The sequence below is a fragment of the Neorhizobium sp. NCHU2750 genome, from assembly GCF_003597675.1.
Classification (GTDB): Bacteria; Pseudomonadota; Alphaproteobacteria; order Rhizobiales; family Rhizobiaceae; genus Neorhizobium.
Map to the genome: position 1 here is coordinate 430136 of NZ_CP030829.1, position 17875 is coordinate 448010.

Here is a 17875-nt window from a genome sequence, read left to right on the forward strand (position 1 = left end):
GACTGACGGTCGCACCAGACGCCCGAAACACCCGATAACGGGCATCGACGCACAAAAAGCACCAAAAATCTACGGCAAGCCGTCTTGATTGACGGGAGGCCTTGCCGTGGCAATTCATAAAAAGGGAACCACAGAATGACCAGTTCAAAGCTTCCGCCTGGCAGTCCCCTGATCGATCCCAATACGCTGATCGGCTGTTCGATGAGCCGCCGGATGTTTACCGGCGGCCTGCTCGCCGGCGGCTTGGCCACGATGATGGCGCCCGGTCTTGGTTACGCCCAGGCGGTCGAGACCCCCAAGCGCGGCGGCTCGGTCAAGCTCGCACTCGTTCAGCAAACCTCGACGGATACCTTCGACTCCGCCCGCTACGACAAGGGCAACGACTATATCCGCGGCACCTCGGTCTATAGCTATCTGACGACGATAGACCGCGGCGGCGCGCCGCAGCCCGAGGTGGCCACGCAATGGGAACCGAATGCCGATGCCACCGTCTGGAACTTCAAGTTCCGTCAGGGCATCACCTTCACCGACGGCAGCGCGCTGACGGCAAAGGACATTGCCTTCTCGATCATGCGCCACAAGGATCCAGCAGTTGCTTCGACCGCAAAACAGCTGGTCGGCAACATCCAGTCCGTCGATCCCGACGGCACCGATGGCTTCACCGTCAAACTGGCGACGCCTGATGTCGATCTGCCGATCCTCGTTGGCCTCTTCCAGTTCGCTCTGGTCAAGGCGGGCACAACCGACTTCTCCAAGCCGATCGGCACCGGCGCCTTCACCGTCGAGGACTTCCAACCGGGACTGAGGACGGTCCTGGTCAAGAACCCCAACTACTGGAAAGAGGGCCAACCATATATCGACCGGTTCGAAATGTTTCCCATTCCGGACAATGCGGCCCGTGCAAACGCCCTCCTCTCCGGCGATGTCGACATGGTTCTGGAGCTGCGCGGCAACGGGATTCAGGATGTCGAAGCCTCGAGCGTCGCCGATGTGTTCGTCACGGAAAGCACCCGCTTCACCGCCGTCCAGGCGCTGATGAACCAGCTTCCCTCGTCCAATGTCGACCTCACCCTTGCCATTGCTCATCTGATCGATCGCAAGAGACTGCTCGACACGGTCATTCGCGGATACGGGACGATTGCCAACGATCAGCCGATCGGCCCGTCGAGCCCGCTCTACAATCACGACCTGGAGCAGCGCGGCTATGACCTCGACAAGGCCAAGTATCACTTCCAGAAATCGGGGATAGGTCAGGCGCCATTCGAAGTCTCCGTTTCCGACGCCGTGCTCTATTCGGTGGATCTCGGCCAGCTTATTCAGCGCGAGGCGAGCCGCGCCGGGATGAAACTGTCCATCCGTCGCGAACCATCCGAAAGCTACTGGTCGGCAGTGGCGGGCAAAAAGCCCTACGCGACGACCAATTTCCACCCGCGCCCGACTTATGGGATGCTGCTCAACCTTGCCTGGCGAAAGGGCGCAGTCTGGAACTTCTCGCACTATGAGAATGACAAGCTGGAGAAACTGATCGTCGAATCCGGCTCGACCCTGGATATGGGGTTGCGCAAGGAGCAATATGCCGACATCCAGACGATCCTCCACAATTCGGGTGCGATCATCATCCCCTGCTTCCTCAACTACGTCGACGGCGTATCCAAGAAGATCAAGGGCATGAAACCGCTGCAGATCGGCAATCTCGGCGGCTTCAACTTCACAGACAAGATCTGGATCGACGCCTGATCGGTACCAACACCCGCGGGCGCTCAGCCGGCGGGTGCCTTTCCGTAACCGTGAGGGGGGCGTAAATGCCGCTTGCAATCTTTATCGTCCGTCGCCTGATCATCATCCTGGCCTTGTTGCTGGCCGTCTCCATTCTCGTCTTCGTCGGATGCGAAATCCTGCCCGGCGATGTCGCACAGGTGGCACTCGGACAGTTCGCCACCCCGGAGAATGTCGCGGCTCTCAGAGAGCAGCTCGGCCTTAATGAGCCAGCAGCCTGGCGATATCTGAACTGGCTCGGAGCGCTCGTCCTGCACGGCAACTGGGGAACGTCTATCGTCAGCAAGCTGCCGGTGACCGCGATGTTGTCGGAGCGGCTGGGCAATACCCTGATGCTGGCAGCCTTCACCACGGTAATTGCCGTCCCGACTGCGATTGCACTGGGTATCGCCATGGCGATCAACAACGGCGGCCGTACCGATCGCGTGCTGACAATGATCGTACTCGCCTTTTCCGCGGTGCCGGAATTTCTGGTCGCCTCCGTCGCGGTCCTGTTCTTCGCCCTTCACCTGAAATGGCTGCCGACGATCTCCTACCTCAATCCCGGAATGGGCTTCTGGGAGACGCTGGAGGCCATGATCCTGCCCGCCGGTACACTTGCCGTCGTCGTCAGCGCGCAGATTGCCCGCATGACCCGCTCCATCATCATGAACATCGTTGCCTATCCCTATATCGAGATGGCGATGCTGAAGGGTGTTCCCGTCTATCTGGTCGTCATCCGGCATGCGCTCATCAATGCGATAGGCCCGATCGTCAATGTGGTGGCGCTCAACATCGCCTACATGGTTTCGGGCATCCTGGTGGTGGAAACGGTCTTTGCCTATCCGGGCCTCGCCCGCTTGATGGTCGATGCGGTCCAATCCCGCGATTTCCCGGTAGTGCAGGCCTGCGCTCTCATTTTCTGCGGCAGCTACGTGCTGCTGATCCTGCTTGCCGACATTGTGGCCTCGCTTTCGGACCCGCGCTCGATGCCGGCCAGAGCCTGAGATCCGGAAAAGGAGTAGAGGCATGACCCTCACCTTGAGCACCAATGACGATTTTCGGCCGGACCGTTCCGGGCCGCTGCGTTCGCTGACTTTCATCCTGGCGGCGACGGTCATCGGCGTGATGATCTGCGCAGCGCTTCTCTCCATCGTCTGGCTGCCGCATGATCCGACGGACTTCGTCACCGACGAGCCTTTCGCCCCGATCGGCCCCGGCCTGTGGCTGGGCTCCGACTATATGGGCAGGGACGTCCTTTCCAGATTGCTGGAGGGGACCCGACTGACACTCGGCATGGCCCTGAGCGCCACCGTGCTTGCCCATCTGATCGGCAGCAGCCTCGGCCTTGTGGCTGCGGCCCGAGGCGGTGCGACAGATATGGCTCTGTCGCGCATCGTCGACGTCATCCTGTCCCTTCCGAAGGTCATTGTCGGACTGGTGGTCGTCGCCGCTCTCGGACCTTCGATCTGGGTCATCGTCATTATGGCAGCCATCGTCTATTCGGCCGGGGTATTCCGCATTGCGCGGGCCTTAGGTGCAGACCTGGCGCGCCTGGAGTTCATCGAGATCGTGAAATCGCGCGGCGAAAATCTGGCCTGGGTGATTTTTGGCGAAATGCTGCCGCACGTGATCCGCCCGCTGGCCGCCGATTTCGCCATCCGGACCAGTTTCGCGATCCTGTTCATGTCCAGCCTCAGCTTTGTCGGGCTCGGCGTACAGCCGCCGCTGACCGACTGGGGCGGCATGGCGCACGAAAATCTCGATGGACTGTCGACCAACCCATGGGCGGCACTCGCTCCATCGATTGCGATCGCACTCGTCTCGATCAGCCTCAACCTGCTGGTCGATGCGACGGAAAGGAAGATGAAATGGTGAGCCTTTTCGCAACGATGCAGGATGGGGCCAGCGCTTCCGCCGCGCCAAGAAGTGCCGGCAGTACAACAACCTCCTCCGCACCAGTGGCGGGTGCTGCGAAGGATAGTGTCGCCCTTGAACTCACGGATATCAGGATCTCCACGCTAGCGGGGCATGATGTTGTTCGCGGCGTAAGCCTGCAGGTCAATCGCGGCGAGGTCCTTGCGGTTATCGGAGCATCCGGGTCCGGCAAGACGACACTTGCCCTCACAGCGCTGGGACGACTGCGCCCCGGCCTGGTGTTCAGAAGCGGATCGGTTCGCGTCGGTGGCACGGAGATTGTTGCGGCACCGAGGGGCATGCTCAATCGCATGCGCGGACGCGTTGTTTCCTACATCGCACAGAGCGCGTCGGCGTCATTCAACCCTCGCATTCGCCTCGGCAGGCAGGTGACGGAATCGGCCCTTCTTCATCGAAGCCAGAACCGAAGCGAGGCGGATGCCGTTGCCAGGAGAAACTTCGATCTGCTGAGCCTGCCCAGCCCCGAAAAGATTGCCCAGCGTTTTCCGCATGAAGTTTCCGGCGGCCAGTTGCAGCGCTTCATGATCGCCATGGGCATGCAGGAACAGCCATTGATGCTGATCTGCGACGAACCGACAAGTGCGCTCGACGTCACCACGCAGGTCGAGGTCATCGCCGAACTCAAGCGGGTCATCAAGGCCCGCAATACGGCAGCCTTGTTCATCAGCCACGATCTGGCGGTTGTCGCACAGCTGGCCGACAGGATCGCCGTCATGCGGGATGGCGCACTCGTGGAGATCGGTACGACAGAAGAGATCCTCGAGGCGCCGAGAGAGGACTATACCCGCCAGCTTCTCGATGCCTGTCGCCATTTCCCCCCTGCGTTTTCCGGCAAGGCACTTCAAACGGACGAAAGCGGTCCGCCGGCGATCGTCGCCGAGGATGTCGTTGCCGGCTATGGCATGACGCGCGATGGCGAACCGGTTGTGACCACCCTTCACGGCACCTCGGTTGCAGTCAGACGCGGAGAAGTCGTTGCATTGATCGGTGAGTCTGGCTCAGGCAAATCGACCTTTGCGCGCGTCATCGCCGGGCTTTTGCCGTCTCGCTCAGGCACGGTGACGCTCGACGGGCAAGTGCTGTCGCCGGCAATCGCGACAAGGGACCGCGACCAGCGTCGCAAGATCCAGCTGGTTTATCAATCAGCAGATACCGCCCTGAATTCGCGCCAGACCGCCAGGCAAATACTCGGGCGGACCCTGACATTCTACCAGGGTCTGAAAGGGCGCAGGCGCGAGGAGCGGACCATCGAGTTGCTCGACCTCGTCCATCTTTCCGCCCGCTATCTCGACAAGAAGCCGTCCGAGATGTCCGGCGGCGAGAAGCAGCGCCTGAACCTTGCCCGCGCGCTCGCCGCGGACCCCGAGGTGCTGATCTGCGACGAGATCACCTCCGCTCTCGACACAATCGTCGCGGTCGGCATTACCGACCTCATCGCCGATCTCAGCCGGCGTCTGGGGCTCGCCGTACTCTATATCAGCCACGACCTTGCGACGGTGGCGTCGCTTGCCGACAGGGTGGTTGTGCTGAAAGCCGGGCGGGTCGTCGAAACCGGGGCAACCGAGACGGTGCTGACATCTCCAGAACATCCCTACACACGGCTGCTTTGCAGCTCCGTGCCGCAATTGCGCATCGGCTGGCTCGAAGAGGCAGAGGCGGTGCGCAGATCGTTTGAGACATCACTTTGAGGCCGCGCGAACAAGCGGGATATGGAACATGACAGCTCAGCCTATCATCGACGGCAAGAAATACGACGTAATCGTCATTGGCGGGGGAGCTGCCGGCGCAGCGTCCGCGCAGAATCTTGCCGCAGCCGGATACGAGACGCTGCTGGTCGACCAGGGGGACTTTGCATCCGGCACATCCAGCCGGTCTAGCCGCCTGCTCTATTGCGGACTTGCCTATTTCTCACCGGATTACGAATTGTGGCGCTTCCTCTATCGCCCACGCGATCTGTTTACGCGCATCCGCATGGCGCGTCTTTCCATGAGGAACAGGACCCACATTGCCAGCACCATGCCGGAACGGGTCAACCCCTACACCTTCTTCTTTCCCGTCGAGAAAAAGGGGAAATATGCCGGCTGGAAGGTAGCGCTCGGTTATCGCGCCCTCAGCCTGTTCGGCTCGCGCAAAGCGCCGCTCGGCTACCACCACCTCGAAACCGAAAAGGCGGCCTCCAGGCACGGATTGGTGCGCCATATGGAGAAGTCCAAGCTCTCCGGCCTCGCCTGTTTCCGTGAATACCAGTACAACTGGGCGGAGCGGATATGCATCGATACCGTGATGGATGCCGAACGCTGCGGCGCGACGATCGCAAATTACACGCAGGTTACCGCAATCGACCGAGCGGGAGACGACTGGCGCATCACCCTTGCCCCGGCAGGCCATCCGGGCAAGGCACCGAAGCCGGCCTCCAATGCGACCATTCAGGTCTCGGGCAAGATCCTGGTGAACACCGCCGGACCATGGGCTGACCGTGTGTTGAAGAAGGCAATCGCTTCACCCAAGAAGCACCTTGTCGGCATCAAGGGCGTCAACGTCGTGGTTCGCCTGCCGGATGATTGCCGCGGCCAGGGGATGGAGACGATCAGCTCGATTGACCAGCCTTTCTACCTGATGCCGTGGGGCGATTACCATTTCTTCGGCCCGACGGAGACCATCTATGAAGGCCCGCCGGAAGACGTCCGCGTGCTTGACGAGGAGATAGATTTCATCATCGCGGAAGCAAACCGGGTCTTCCCCAAGCTCAATCTCACACGCAAGGATGTCGTCTATAGATGGTGTGGCGTGCGTCCGCGCACCTCGGACACCGGCAAGATGGGGGTAAAGTCCTTCACCATGCACGACATGGCTGCCGAGGGCATGCCGAATGCACTGACGATCACCGGTACGCCGATCATGGTCCACCGGCATGCGGGCCGCAAGGTTGCGGCCGAAGTCGCCCGCAGAATAAGCCCTTCCGGCCGGGCGCGGCCGCTTTCCTATGCCGCGCGCCTGCTTCCGTCCGGCGATGGGCCGAAGATCGGTGGCGTGCCGGTGGAAAGCCTGCGATTTGCGGCGGCGAACGAACATGTCCACACCCTGCTCGACCTGATGTTCCGACGCGTCAACATGGGATGGCAGGGGGACATGGGCATTCCGCATGCTCGCGCGGTGGCACAGTCCGTTGCGGATATCCTCGGCTGGGACGAGCAAAGGATCGATGAAGAGGTCGATGCCTACCGCGCCTACGTTGCAGATCATTTCGATCCGCGCATCCTGAAATCGCCTGCCGCCGACTATGCGGAACAGACAGCATGAAGGGTCGCAATCTGAGAATGGTCGATGCGGAAACGGTACACCGTGTCGCCAAATGGGAAGGGCTGATCGAAACGATGCGGCAATGCCATGTCGGACAAAAACCGATGGGAAGCCGCCTGCTGATGACGCAGCCTCGCGATGGCGGCCAGCCCGACGCTCTTATCCTCGTGCCGGCCTGGCAGGAAGGAGAGGCGATCGGGGTAAAGCTCGTGACCTCCTTTCCGCAGAATACCACACGCCATGGCCTGCCGACGGTCGACGCACTCTATGTGCTTTTCGACCCGAACACCGGCAAGCCATCCACGATCATCGATGGCGAGGCGATCGTCTTCCGCAAGACGGCCTCCGACACCGCGCTCGGCGTCAAACTACTCTCGTCACCCTCCGCAACGCGCCTGCTGATGGTGGGAGCGGGTGCACTGGCCCCCTACGTCATCGAGGCGGTACGTGCCGTGCGGTCAGGCATTCGCGAAATCGCAATCTGGAACCGCACACACGAGCGCGCCGTCGAACTTGCCGATCAGGTCGGCAAGTCGGCCAATGTGAGCGCGCGTGCCGTGGGCGACCTGTCGGAGGCGTTGGGCTGGGCGGATATCGTCATTTCTGCGACCATGTCCGAAAAGCCGCTGATCGCAGGTGCGCGCCTCAAGCCGGGCGCCCATGTTGGGCTGATCGGTTCCTTCACGGCCGGCATGCGGGAGGCTGACGACGATCTGATGCGGCGTGCGGCGATCTATGTCGATGATCTCAGCGCGATCGAAAAAACCGGCGAATTCATTGAGCCCATTTCACGCGGCGTAATCTCGGCAGATGATGTCCTCGGCGACCTTTTCGCGCTATGCCAGGGCCGTTGCCCGCCTCAGCATGCAGACACCGTCACGGTGTTCAAGAATGGTGGTGCGGCACATCTCGATCTGTTTGTCGCGCAGCATATCCTTGCCGTTCTCAACGGGAATCAAACTGTCGCCATGTCGGATAGGGTTCCGAATTGAATGCTCCATGCGATGGCCTTTGGAGCTCGGGTGCCCGAATCTTCATGAAGTCGAAGACGCTGATCAAGCATTGCTCGGCTGCGGAGATTCTCGATGACATGATTAAGGTCTGCTGCCGCATCATGGTCAGACCTTGAGAGACAACATGGGGCTGCAGGCCCCGCAGCGCTCCATGGCATCAACAGCAATGATATCTTCGACAATGTTGCCATGCCGTGGCCTGCCGACAGTTGCGACACAGAGGTGAGGAAGCCTCGGATCGTTCCAGACTACCGAGGCTTTCGGATTTCAGGCCTTCCGCGCAGAAGTCCGGAAAAACACAATTTCCGCTGTGTATGAAAGGCGTTGCACATCTTTGACCCCGATATGGGATATAAGAAGATGGCAACGCCGTATTTTGGATTACTTAATCAGCAGGTCGCAATCCGCCTGCGGAAAAGTCTTCTCCGTCTCTTTGGTTTTCCGCGACGTTACCGCCAAATTTTCGATACCAGAGGCCCGTGATGATCGGCACGACGATAGACGTCACGATGATGCAGATCGCCACAAGTATCGTGGCGCTGCCGACGGCCGGGGCAAATTGCGGTGCTACGGCTGCGATAGCCAGCGGATTGGCCGCCGCAGCGCCTGCGGTCGAAGACGCGGCAAGTCCGGCAGTTCCATTTCCACCACCGATGTATTTGTCGGCCAGTATGAGCGGGATCCCGGTCAATACGATCACGGCCAACGCGAGCACGATACCCAGCCCAGCGAGTGGCGACAACAGAGTGCTCAGATCAATGGTGTTGCCGAGGGCAAAGGCAAAGAACGGGATCATCAGCACGCTTCCCGGGGCAAACAACGCCCTGAGCTTCGGATCGAGATTTCCCAATGCGAAGCCGACGATGAAGGGGAGAACCGCACCAATAAAGATCTGCGGCTCGAAATGTGCCACGCCCGACGAGCCGAGGATGATCATGCTCATAAGCGGCCCGGATTCGATGGAGGTCAAGACGAAAGCACCAGCTTCCTCCTTCGTGCCATAGCTTTGCATCAACGAGGCATAGAGTCCCCCATTGGTCATATCCATGGCGCACACGATCGCGAGCACAGACAAGCCAGCGAAAATGCCGGTCTGTATGCCCTCAGGGGGCAGAAACAGCGAAGCAATCATCGTGATGATCCAGGCGGTCACGAATTTGGTGACAACGATAGTCCCGGATTTGCGCAAAACAGTCCCGGTGGAGCTCAACTTGATCGAAGCTCCCATGCAAAAAAACCACACGGCGAGAATAGGGACCACACCGGTCATGATCCCCTGCGTGAAGCCCTTGAAATAGGCTGGTGCATCCGGGGCAAATGTCTTGCAAAGAGCGCCGAGCAGCAGCGGCGTCAGCATCAATCCGCCGGGTATGCGGTCGATAGTATCCTTGATATTCATCTCAATCTCCTCCCCTGAGTGCCTGGCGCTCAGAGCATTGTTCAAATTTCAATTCGAAAACGCAGGCTCCCCCCGCGTGTGTCGATCTTTCAGACATGTGATAATTTTCGAGGCGGTTTCCTTCTAACGATGGATTACAGGCGGCTTGGCGCTCACCATGTGGGCAGCCAGTGGCGTATGGGCGACACGCGGTCGATAGCTGGATAGGCAGTGATTATGCCTGGACAGGCACACCGCCAGTCATCAAATCCCTGAGATCGGGCGTGCGTGTGAAATTCCGCGGGTACAGCACTGCCACTCGCAGTGCTGTCACCCTACGAAGAAGGGGACCTCGAAAAAATCATGATTATGCTCGATTGAAGCATGCAATGATGCCAGCACCTGCCAGATTTCAGCAACTTCACGATACTCCTCCGTTCCCGTGATCCGGCTGTTGGCCTTGCTTGCAAGGCCTTCGCTAAGCTCGTCCTTGGCTGTTCAAATGTCAAATATTTTCGAGGATTTGTATTTCTGAAAATCGGCGCAACCTGCCTGCCGGTGCAGCTCTTCCGCACAGATGTCGCACGCAGTCGACGTAACCGTTGCACAAGTGTTCGTTGACTGTCGGAAGGGCCAGTGGCGATTGCGCCCAGGTCAATCTAGTGAACCCCGTCAGTCGAGGTCTGGGCGGGACGAGATGAGCTGGAGGCCGCTATCATGGGGCCGCATCCGCCATCGTGAGCGGTGGAGCAAAATCTCTGATGGCTTTGCCAACGAACACGCAAAAGGGAAGAGCTGTCCCACATGCGTCTTGCCTCATGCATTGGATAGCGGCATATGAGCCGCATGACCTCCGATTCCAGAATATTCGTCGGCCTCAAGCCGATCCGTGCCAAGCAGACACAGAAGCCGGCTCCTCAAGGCCCCAGATGCCAATGGGATGGCTGCGAACGTGTCGGGCAACACAAGGCGCCCGTAGGCCAGGAAGCCGAGGGGCTTTTCTTCCTGTTCTGTACCGAACACGTCAAGGACTACAACAGCGGATACAACTATTCGAGTGCTCTCTCGAGCCCGGAAGTTGCCCGTTATCAGAAAGAGGCGGCAGCCGGCGCGCGGCGCTCGATGGGGAAAACGCAGCGAGACGTCCCAAATGACGCGCCTCTTCCATCGACGTCCCGCTCAGGGTCGGCGAAAGCGCTGAACGCCCGAAAATCGGTCGAGCAACGCAAAGCCCAGGAAGCGGAAAAGAAGAAGCGGAAACTGCGGGTCCTTGAAGCAAAGGCATTCGACACATTGGGGTTGTCGGAGGATGCGACTCCACGGGAAATCAAGGATGCCTACAAACAGAAGCTAAAAATGCTTCACCCTGATGCCAACCAGGGCAGCCGTTCATCCGAGGATGAGCTGCGTGCGGCGATTGAGGCTTTCAAGATCCTCAAGTTGAACGACTTCTGCTGAACCGAATGAGAAGGCTACAGGTGCGCCTTTCCTTCGAGGCGACGCAGGCAAGGACCTGTCTTTGCCCCGTCGCAAAAATTCCGTCTAGCTTGACTGCAGGAAGCGCAGGGCCCGGCAGAGCAGGCTCGGCAGGATGGTCGCATGGTCTTCCTGCTCGCCGAGCTCGAAGCGGATGCGCTCCTCATCCGCAAAGGTCGCGGTAAGCCTTGCCGCGAGGTCGCGGGCATTGTCGACCATTCTGCGGCTTTCGCGCACCGCCAGATAATCCTCGCTTGCCGCATGGGCCGCCTGCCATGGGGCCGTTTCCTGCTCGTAACGGCCGGCGGCGAGATAAAGCCGGGAGCTGGCGGTCATCAACCCACCCTCGTCAAGCCGCTGGCCCAGGCCCTCCCGATCCCACCAGATCGACGGGCTGAAACAGGCATAGCCGCTGAAGAGGCCGGGACATCGCGCCGCTACTTCGAGCGCAAAATAACCGGCCAGCGAATGGCCGAGCAGCATCCGCCGCGTCGGATCGGCGGCAAACCGCCGTTCGATGCGCGGCATCAGACATCGCGTCAGGAAATCGATGAAGGCCGCCTGGCCGCCATAGGCAAGGCCCGCGTCATGGTCCTGGCCGCCGGCGGGCGCCTTAAGGGTGAAATCGAAATAGCGGCGCTCGGCATCATAGCTGGCGGTGTTCGGATATCCGATGCCAACGACGATCGCCGGATGGATGCCCGTCGCTGCCGGCCGGCGCGTCACCCGCCGCACCGTCTCCGAGACGGTGACGAAATCGGCATTGCCATCCAGCACATAGATCACCGGAAAGCCCGACGGCGGGGCATCGCCATCGGGCACCGAAACGAAAATGCGGTAGGCCGGCCCGCCCTTTTCGGGCGCAAGGTCGAAGGCCGTCGCGCCGGGGAGACAGAGAGTTACACCGTCCGGCATGGCGTTTTTCAACGCGTCCAATAGCGTCCCTCCAGTGGTACCGCCATCATCCGGTTCATCTCCTGTAGCGTCTTGTCCGGATCGAGATCGGAAAACAGCTGCGGCCGGGACCATTTGGCAAAGAGTTCCAGCGCCAGGATATCGAGCGGCGAATTGAACAGCTGCTGGGAAAGTCCATGGACCTGATCGGGCTTGAAATCCAGAGCCGAAAAGCCGGTCCGTTCCACCAGTGCCGAAAGAGACGCCTTCGTCTGCGCCTGGTCGAAATCCGGCCCGACCAGCAATCCACCACGATCCTTCATATAAGTACCGCCGGTGGCAATATAGACGGTCGGCTTGGCGGTGATGAGGTATTCGAGCCCGAGCTTGCCCGCCGGCTTTTTGCCGATGACATGGCCGACATTGTCGACGCCGATGAGGCTCAGGAACGTGCCGACACCGGCCTCTCCCGGCGAATTGCAGCATGGATCCTGCGTCGATGCATGCGGCTCGACCAGCACGACCGGCTTTGCCGCGCCATCGGCAGGCGCCGATTTCTTCGCTTCGTCCAACTTCGCCTCGATCGCCTTGCGGGCATTCTGGCGCAGAGAGACGATCCGTTCTGCCGCCTCATCCCTGCCGATCGCCTTGCCGATGATCTCGAGGCTGCGATCGGTATCCTTCAGCGGGTCGTTCTGGAAATCGATGAAGATGACGGCAATGCCGGCATCCTTGATCTGGTCGATCTGAGCCTGACTGACATGCGAGAAGGCCGAGAGGAACACCACGTCCGGATTGACCGCAAGAATCTGCTCGACATTCGTGTCCTGCGCATTGCTGGCAAGCCGCGGAAGCGTCTCTATCGCCGGAAACTTCCGGCGATAGACGTTGTAGATTTCGCGGCCCATACGGTCGACATCATGCGGCCATGCCGCAACGAGCCCGACCGGATCGTCACTCAGGAAGGACATGGCGAGGATCGTGCGACCGTCATCGACGGCAATCCGATCCGCCGGCGCCTTCAGCGTCACGGCATTGCCCCTGATATCGTCGATCCGGATATCTGCCCTGGCGAGATTGGCGAGGGAGACCGTGCCGACGAGCGCGATCAGCAGGGACAAGACGTGGCGTTTCATCGGATCTGCCTTACCATTTGTAGGACGCGGTTGCCATCACGACACGGCCCGTGCCGTAGAAGCACTGGTATGCGGAGGCGCAGGCCGAGACATATTTCTTGTCGAACAGGTTCGTCGCGTTGACCGCAAGTTCGAACCCTTTCATCTTCGGATCGTAATGGCCGAAATCGTAGCTGATGGAAGCATCGACCAGCGTATAGGCCGGCACCTTCATGGCGCGGGTATTGGCTGCATCGCCATAGGTGGAGCCCATGTAGCGGACGCCGGCACCAAAATTCAGGCCTTCGAGGGCGCCCTCCCCGATCGTGTAGTCGGTCCAGAGGCTCGCCATATTGGTCGGCGCACCGACCGGCGTATTGCCGAGCGTGGTGGCAACGTTGCTCTTTGTCACCTCGACATCCGCATAGGTGTAGGAAGCACTCAGGTTGAGGCCCTGGGTGAGGGCGAACTTCGCACCGAGCTCGACACCGCGCGAGCGGACCTCACCGGTCTGCGTCTGGCAGGTCGTCGAACTGCAGCCGGTGGCCGTGGTGTCGGTGCTGGTATGGGCCGTATCGGTGGTCAGCACGTTCTGCTGGGTCAGGTTATAAAGAGCGGCCGTGAAGATGGCATCGATGCCGGTCGGCTGGTATTTCACGCCGACTTCATACTGCTGGCCGGTGGTCGGCTCGAAAGGCGTGCCGCCATAGCCGGTGCCCATGGTCGGGTCGAAGGACGTGGCATAGCTGGCATAGGGCGCAATGCCGTTGTCGAATTCATAGAGCATGCCCGCCTTCCAGGTGAAGGCATGGTCACGCGTGTCGACATCCTTTGACGCACCGGTCGAGAGCGTCGTCGTACTGCTATCGATCGAAGACCAGTCGTTGCGGCCGGCCAGCACGAAGTGCCAGTTGTCGATGCTCATCTGGTCCTGGGCATAAAGGCCGGTCTGGTGGCGGACCTGATCCTGGCGTCCCGTCAGCGCCACGGTCGGGGCGCTTTCATAGACCGGGTCCAGATAGTTGATATAGGTCGTCGCGCCATTGCCGTATTTCGACTGGGCATTGACCAGCTGGTAGTCGAGGCCGAGCAGCAGCTTGTGCTCGAGCGGGCCGGTATCGAAATCTGCCTCTGCCTGGTTGTCGATCGCCAGCGCGTTGAACTGCTCGATATAATGGGTCGACTGCCGGCCGAGGCAAAGATAGGCAACGCCGCCGCAGCTTGCCGCAGCAGCCCAGGCATTGGCGTTCGGCACGACGGAATAGGCCTTGAACTCGCTGTTGCTGTGCATGAAGCGGGTGTTCTGGCGAAGCGTCCAGACATCGTCCAGATGGTGCTCGAACTCGTAACCGATGGTCGACTGGGTGCGGCTGAACGTATTGTAGTTCGGGTTGCCGCTGAAGAAGTCGGAGGGGATCTGACCGTTCGGATTGGATTGCAGCGTGCCGAGCGCCGGCATCCAGTTCGTCAGAGCCGCTTTCGGATCACGGGTGTAGCTCGCCTTGACGGTCAGGGTCGTGTCTGCATCCGGCGACCATGTGACTGACGGCGCAATCGCCACGCGCTTGCTGTCGGAACTGTCGAAGCCGAGATCGTAAAGCCGGCCGACACCCGTTACCCGGTAAAGCAGATCGCCATCGTCGGTCACCGGTCCGGTGAAATCGAAGCCTGCTTCCGCGCGGCCATCATTGCCGAAGCGGGTGAACACTTCGTTGGAGGCCTCCGCCTGAGGCGTCTTGCTGACGAGGTTGACGAGACCGCCCGGATTGCCGGAACCGTAGAGAACCGATGCCGGACCACGCATGATCTCGATACGGTCGAGGAAGAACGGGTCGACGGAGGGAATGTCGTAGTTGATGCCGGTCGGCAGGCGCAGCCCATCCCAGTAATGCACGTAGTTGGCATTGCCGCCGAAGCCACCGAAGCCGCGAACGAAGACGCTGTCGAACCGGTCACCCGGACGCGAGCCGGTGGTGACGCCGGGCTCGTAGCGCAAGGCGCTCGACACGCTGGTCGCACCCTGCTTCTGAGCCTGCTCGGACGTGACAACACTGGTCGACTGCGATGTCTGGATGATCGGGGTCGATGTCTTTGTGCCGGCGCGGGCGCGCTTGGCGATCGGTCCCTTGTCATCCTTTGCGTCCGACTTGCCGGACGAATTGAGCACGATGGGTTTCAGCGTGTTGGACGATTGTTCCTGCGCCGCTGCCCCCGTCGCCATGATGACGACGACCGACCCCAGCAGCCCCGTCACAAACGCAGTTCTCTTCATCGTCCCTCTCGCCATTTCGTCACACCCAGCCATTCGATAAACATGATGGTACTAGTCATGTTTACGGTTTATAGCGATCTGAGGCTTGCAAGCCATCGCAAACATGTTTGCAAAAACGCCATATGCATTTGCGGCAATTGCGGTGGTTAAAGGATCGGATTGAAGGCCGGAAAGGGCTCATCTATGAGCAGCATGGTGAAGGCAAACGAATTCTTCGGCCAGATGCAGGCCGCAAACAGATCGTTCAGGCTGCTCGATTCCAATGTCGGCGCCGACGAGGATCTCATGCGCGGATCGTTCCGCAAAATGACGGTGCGCCGCGGCCTCACCTTCCACTATTCCGATCTCACCAATCTGCGCGACCTCCAGACCAAGACAGAGGCGCCGCCGCATCTCGGTATCAAGCTCTTCTTCCAGGGCGGAATCGCGGCACGGATAGGCAATCTCGACATTCCCATGCCGGTGGAACAATCCGGCGGCAGCTGGGTCCCGTCGGCGACCCTCTTCCATCAGCGCGAGCACGAAGTGTTCACCCGCCATGCCGGTGCCGGCGACAGGACGCGCAAGCTCACCATCAAGATCCTGCCCGAATGGCTGGAGAGCGGCGACGTATTCGCCGGCGGAGAGGCGCTCAGCCTGCAACGCTTCACCGAGCAGAAGCTTGCCGCCCGATCCTGGACCCCGAGCCGCGCGCTTCTGGCGCTCGCCGAACAGATGATCAATCCCCCGGTCTTCGAGCCGCATCTGGCCAGGCTCTACATGGAAAGCAGGGTCATCAGCGTGGTGGCCGAAGCATTCGGCCTGCTGTCGGAAGACAGTGCCACGGGCCGCAATTCCCTCAGCCTGGCGGAGTGCAAACGCCTGAAGCGGGCCGAAGACATGCTGCTCGATTACAAGGCCTCGCCATCCATCGAGACCGTGGCCGCGGCGACGGGCGTCAGCGTCAACACATTGCAAAGGCTCTTCCAGGCTGCGCACGGAACGAGCGTCTTCAGTTATATTCGCGACCGCCGCCTTGATCAGGCGCGTCTCGCACTTGAAACCGAGGGCCTGCCGATCGCCCAGGCCGCCTATATCGCCGGCTATACAAGCCCGGCCAATTTCTCCACTGCGTTCAAGCGCCGCTACGGCTTCACGCCGAAACAGTGCCGCCGCTGATGGGCGGCGATGGGCAACCGCTGCAGTCCACCTCCTCGGCATCCGCAAACGCCGCAACACGATCTTGTTGATTGACTCCCACAGAGCCTTCATCAGATTTCGGGCAAAAATCGCGAGCCGGCATCCGCAATAGCGTCCGGAGTGCTAGTCGCCCAAATTCAGAACCAAGGAGCCAATCATGGACGACAAGATTCTCGCAGTGCTCGAAACCTACCATGAGATGATCACGCGGGAAAAGAACAGCCCGAGGATCGAGGTGCCGGGCGGGCGTGACGGCGGCAACGACATGCGGTTGCGCGCGGTCGGGCCTCAGACCGGCCAGTTGATCAACATTCTGGCCAGTGGCCTGAAAGCGCCGACGATCGTGGAACTGGGGACGTCCTTCGGCTATTCGGCAATCTGGCTTGCGCAGGCCGCCCGCGCCACCGGCGGCCGCGTCATCACCATGGAACTGCATCAGTACAAGGCGGACTTCGCAAGGGACATGGCAGAAAAAGCCGGCCTTGCCGACTACATCGATTTCCGCGTCGGCGATGCGGTTGCCATGATCGGGGACATCTCGCAGCCGATCGACTTCGTGCTCGTCGACCTGTGGAAGGATCTCTACCTCCCCTGCCTCAAGGCCTTCCATCCCAAGCTGAGCCATGGCGCCATCGTCGTCGCGGACAATATCAGCCCGGGCAGGGCCATGGTGGCCGACTATGTCGAGGCAATCCGCGCCCTGCCTGACATGAGAAGCCTGACCCTGCCGGTCGGAGAAGGCATCGAGGTCAGCCGGAAATCGTGATCAGGCAGGTCGCCGCACACGGGCCGGCGGCTTTTCCTCCATGAACTGAATGGGCGCCGCCTTTGAGGGCGCTCAAGCTGCTGGCTTGGCTCTCCAGTATTGCTGATGGAGACGCATCAGCTTGATACCCTTGGGACATCTTCACAAACGGGTAATTGGGGGTGCTCCGATGACCTATGTTGGTAAGGATGGCAGGCAATATGTCGTGGTCGTTGCAGGTGGTGCCACCCGCACCGGTACCAATGGCAATCGTGGCGACTATGTCATCGCCTATGCCCTGCCTAAGTAGAAATTGAGATGAAGCGCCGCCAACATGTCCTCGGCCATCCGCAGGCTGAGAGAAAACGGCAAATATAACCAAACGTCATAGGCGATTATTTCCGAAGGAAAACGACGGCGACGGCAAAGAAGATCTCGGTCAGTCAGGGTCGAGCGCCACGCTTTGGGGTCTACGATCTTTAACTGCTCTTGCTTTGACCTCATCGCAATCACGGGCGGCAGAATCAGTCTTGCCTCTGCGATTCGCATGACAATCTGGTGGGAAATCGGCTCGTCGCGACGTGTGGCGTGCAATCTGACCGGGAGATTATAAGTGGCATCCCGTCGGCGAAATTCTGGCGACCAGTCACAAAACCTATCAAATTCAGTGGTATAACTGAATTGCTCGAGAATCCGATTCCGTTGGATTAAGAAACGATTCACCAGAAATTCCTTGTCAGTCCGGGCGAATCGCAGATACTGGCGGCAGTTTTCCGAAAACTAGAGTTTTGTCGCCAGAACGGTTCAAGC

Annotated in this window: 13 protein-coding genes and 2 pseudogenes; 10 read left to right on the forward strand and 5 right to left on the reverse strand. The window is 60.1% G+C overall.

Annotated elements, in window-relative coordinates; all coding sequences use genetic code 11:
- Positions 1 to 135 precede the first annotated feature (135 nt).
- From NCHU2750_RS26065 to NCHU2750_RS26095, 6 genes are all read left to right on the forward strand, one after another.
- The gene (locus NCHU2750_RS26065; RefSeq protein WP_119944693.1) at positions 136 to 1737 is read left to right on the forward strand and encodes an ABC transporter substrate-binding protein; all 1602 of its coding nucleotides are present in this window, start codon (positions 136 to 138) and stop codon (positions 1735 to 1737) included.
- A gap of 65 nt (positions 1738 to 1802) precedes the next feature.
- Complete coding sequence (locus NCHU2750_RS26070; protein ID WP_119944694.1) at positions 1803 to 2762, forward strand: ABC transporter permease; 960 nt, start codon at positions 1803 to 1805, stop codon at positions 2760 to 2762.
- Between the two features lie 22 nt (positions 2763 to 2784).
- Positions 2785 to 3633: an ABC transporter permease gene (locus NCHU2750_RS26075; RefSeq protein WP_119944695.1), complete on the forward strand. Its 849-nt coding sequence runs from the start codon at positions 2785 to 2787 to the stop codon at positions 3631 to 3633.
- On the forward strand, positions 3627 to 5381 hold the full coding sequence (locus tag NCHU2750_RS30685) for an ABC transporter ATP-binding protein (RefSeq protein ID WP_162939802.1): 1755 nt from the start codon (positions 3627 to 3629) through the stop codon (positions 5379 to 5381). Before NCHU2750_RS26075 ends, NCHU2750_RS30685 begins: the two co-directional genes overlap by 7 nt.
- A gap of 28 nt (positions 5382 to 5409) precedes the next feature.
- Positions 5410 to 6993: an FAD-dependent oxidoreductase gene (locus NCHU2750_RS26090; RefSeq protein WP_119944696.1), complete on the forward strand. Its 1584-nt coding sequence runs from the start codon at positions 5410 to 5412 to the stop codon at positions 6991 to 6993.
- Positions 6990 to 7985 carry an ornithine cyclodeaminase gene (locus NCHU2750_RS26095; protein ID WP_119944697.1) on the forward strand — a complete coding sequence of 332 codons (996 nt, stop codon included), beginning with the start codon at positions 6990 to 6992 and terminating at the stop codon, positions 7983 to 7985. Before NCHU2750_RS26090 ends, NCHU2750_RS26095 begins: the two co-directional genes overlap by 4 nt.
- Before the next feature lie 406 nt (positions 7986 to 8391).
- On the opposite strand, the gene NCHU2750_RS26100 is transcribed toward NCHU2750_RS26095, so the two are convergent.
- Positions 8392 to 9405 carry a 2-keto-3-deoxygluconate permease gene (locus NCHU2750_RS26100; RefSeq protein ID WP_119944698.1) on the reverse strand — a complete coding sequence of 338 codons (1014 nt, stop codon included), beginning with the start codon at positions 9403 to 9405 and terminating at the stop codon, positions 8392 to 8394.
- A gap of 825 nt (positions 9406 to 10230) precedes the next feature.
- Here NCHU2750_RS26100 and NCHU2750_RS26105 point away from each other — a divergent pair.
- Positions 10231 to 10842 (forward strand): DnaJ domain-containing protein, encoded by a 612-nt coding sequence (locus NCHU2750_RS26105; RefSeq protein WP_119944745.1) that lies wholly within the window; start codon positions 10231 to 10233, stop codon positions 10840 to 10842.
- A gap of 84 nt (positions 10843 to 10926) precedes the next feature.
- Here the strand turns inward: NCHU2750_RS26105 and NCHU2750_RS26110 are convergent, their stop codons facing one another.
- The 3 genes from NCHU2750_RS26110 to NCHU2750_RS26120 are packed head-to-tail and all read right to left on the reverse strand — an operon-like array spanning position 10927 to position 15141.
- Entirely contained in the window at positions 10927 to 11796 is an 870-nt protein-coding gene (locus NCHU2750_RS26110; protein ID WP_245480505.1) for an alpha/beta hydrolase, read from the reverse strand.
- Positions 11784 to 12890 carry an ABC transporter substrate-binding protein gene (locus tag NCHU2750_RS26115; RefSeq protein WP_119944700.1) on the reverse strand — a complete coding sequence of 369 codons (1107 nt, stop codon included), beginning with the start codon at positions 12888 to 12890 and terminating at the stop codon, positions 11784 to 11786. The genes NCHU2750_RS26110 and NCHU2750_RS26115 overlap by 13 nt, the downstream gene beginning before the upstream one ends.
- Positions 12891 to 12900: 10 nt before the next feature.
- Positions 12901 to 15141 (reverse strand): TonB-dependent siderophore receptor, encoded by a 2241-nt coding sequence (locus tag NCHU2750_RS26120; protein WP_119944701.1) that lies wholly within the window; start codon positions 15139 to 15141, stop codon positions 12901 to 12903.
- 183 nt (positions 15142 to 15324) lie between these two features.
- On the opposite strand from NCHU2750_RS26120, the gene NCHU2750_RS26125 reads away from it, so the two are divergent.
- The 3 genes and pseudogenes from NCHU2750_RS26125 to NCHU2750_RS31320 all read left to right on the forward strand — a co-directional run.
- Positions 15325 to 16299, forward strand: a complete 975-nt coding sequence (locus tag NCHU2750_RS26125) for a helix-turn-helix transcriptional regulator (RefSeq protein WP_119944702.1) — start codon at positions 15325 to 15327, stop codon at positions 16297 to 16299.
- A gap of 178 nt (positions 16300 to 16477) precedes the next feature.
- Positions 16478 to 17086, forward strand: a complete 609-nt coding sequence (locus NCHU2750_RS26130; protein WP_119944703.1) for an O-methyltransferase — start codon at positions 16478 to 16480, stop codon at positions 17084 to 17086.
- A 166-nt stretch (positions 17087 to 17252) separates the two neighbouring features.
- Positions 17253 to 17375 (forward strand): annotated as a pseudogene (locus NCHU2750_RS31320) (hypothetical protein); the annotation flags it as partial.
- 14 nt (positions 17376 to 17389) lie between these two features.
- Here NCHU2750_RS31320 and NCHU2750_RS30985 read toward each other — a convergent pair.
- Positions 17390 to 17512, reverse strand: a pseudogene (locus NCHU2750_RS30985) (IS6 family transposase); the annotation flags it as partial.
- Positions 17513 to 17875: the final 363 nt, after the last annotated feature.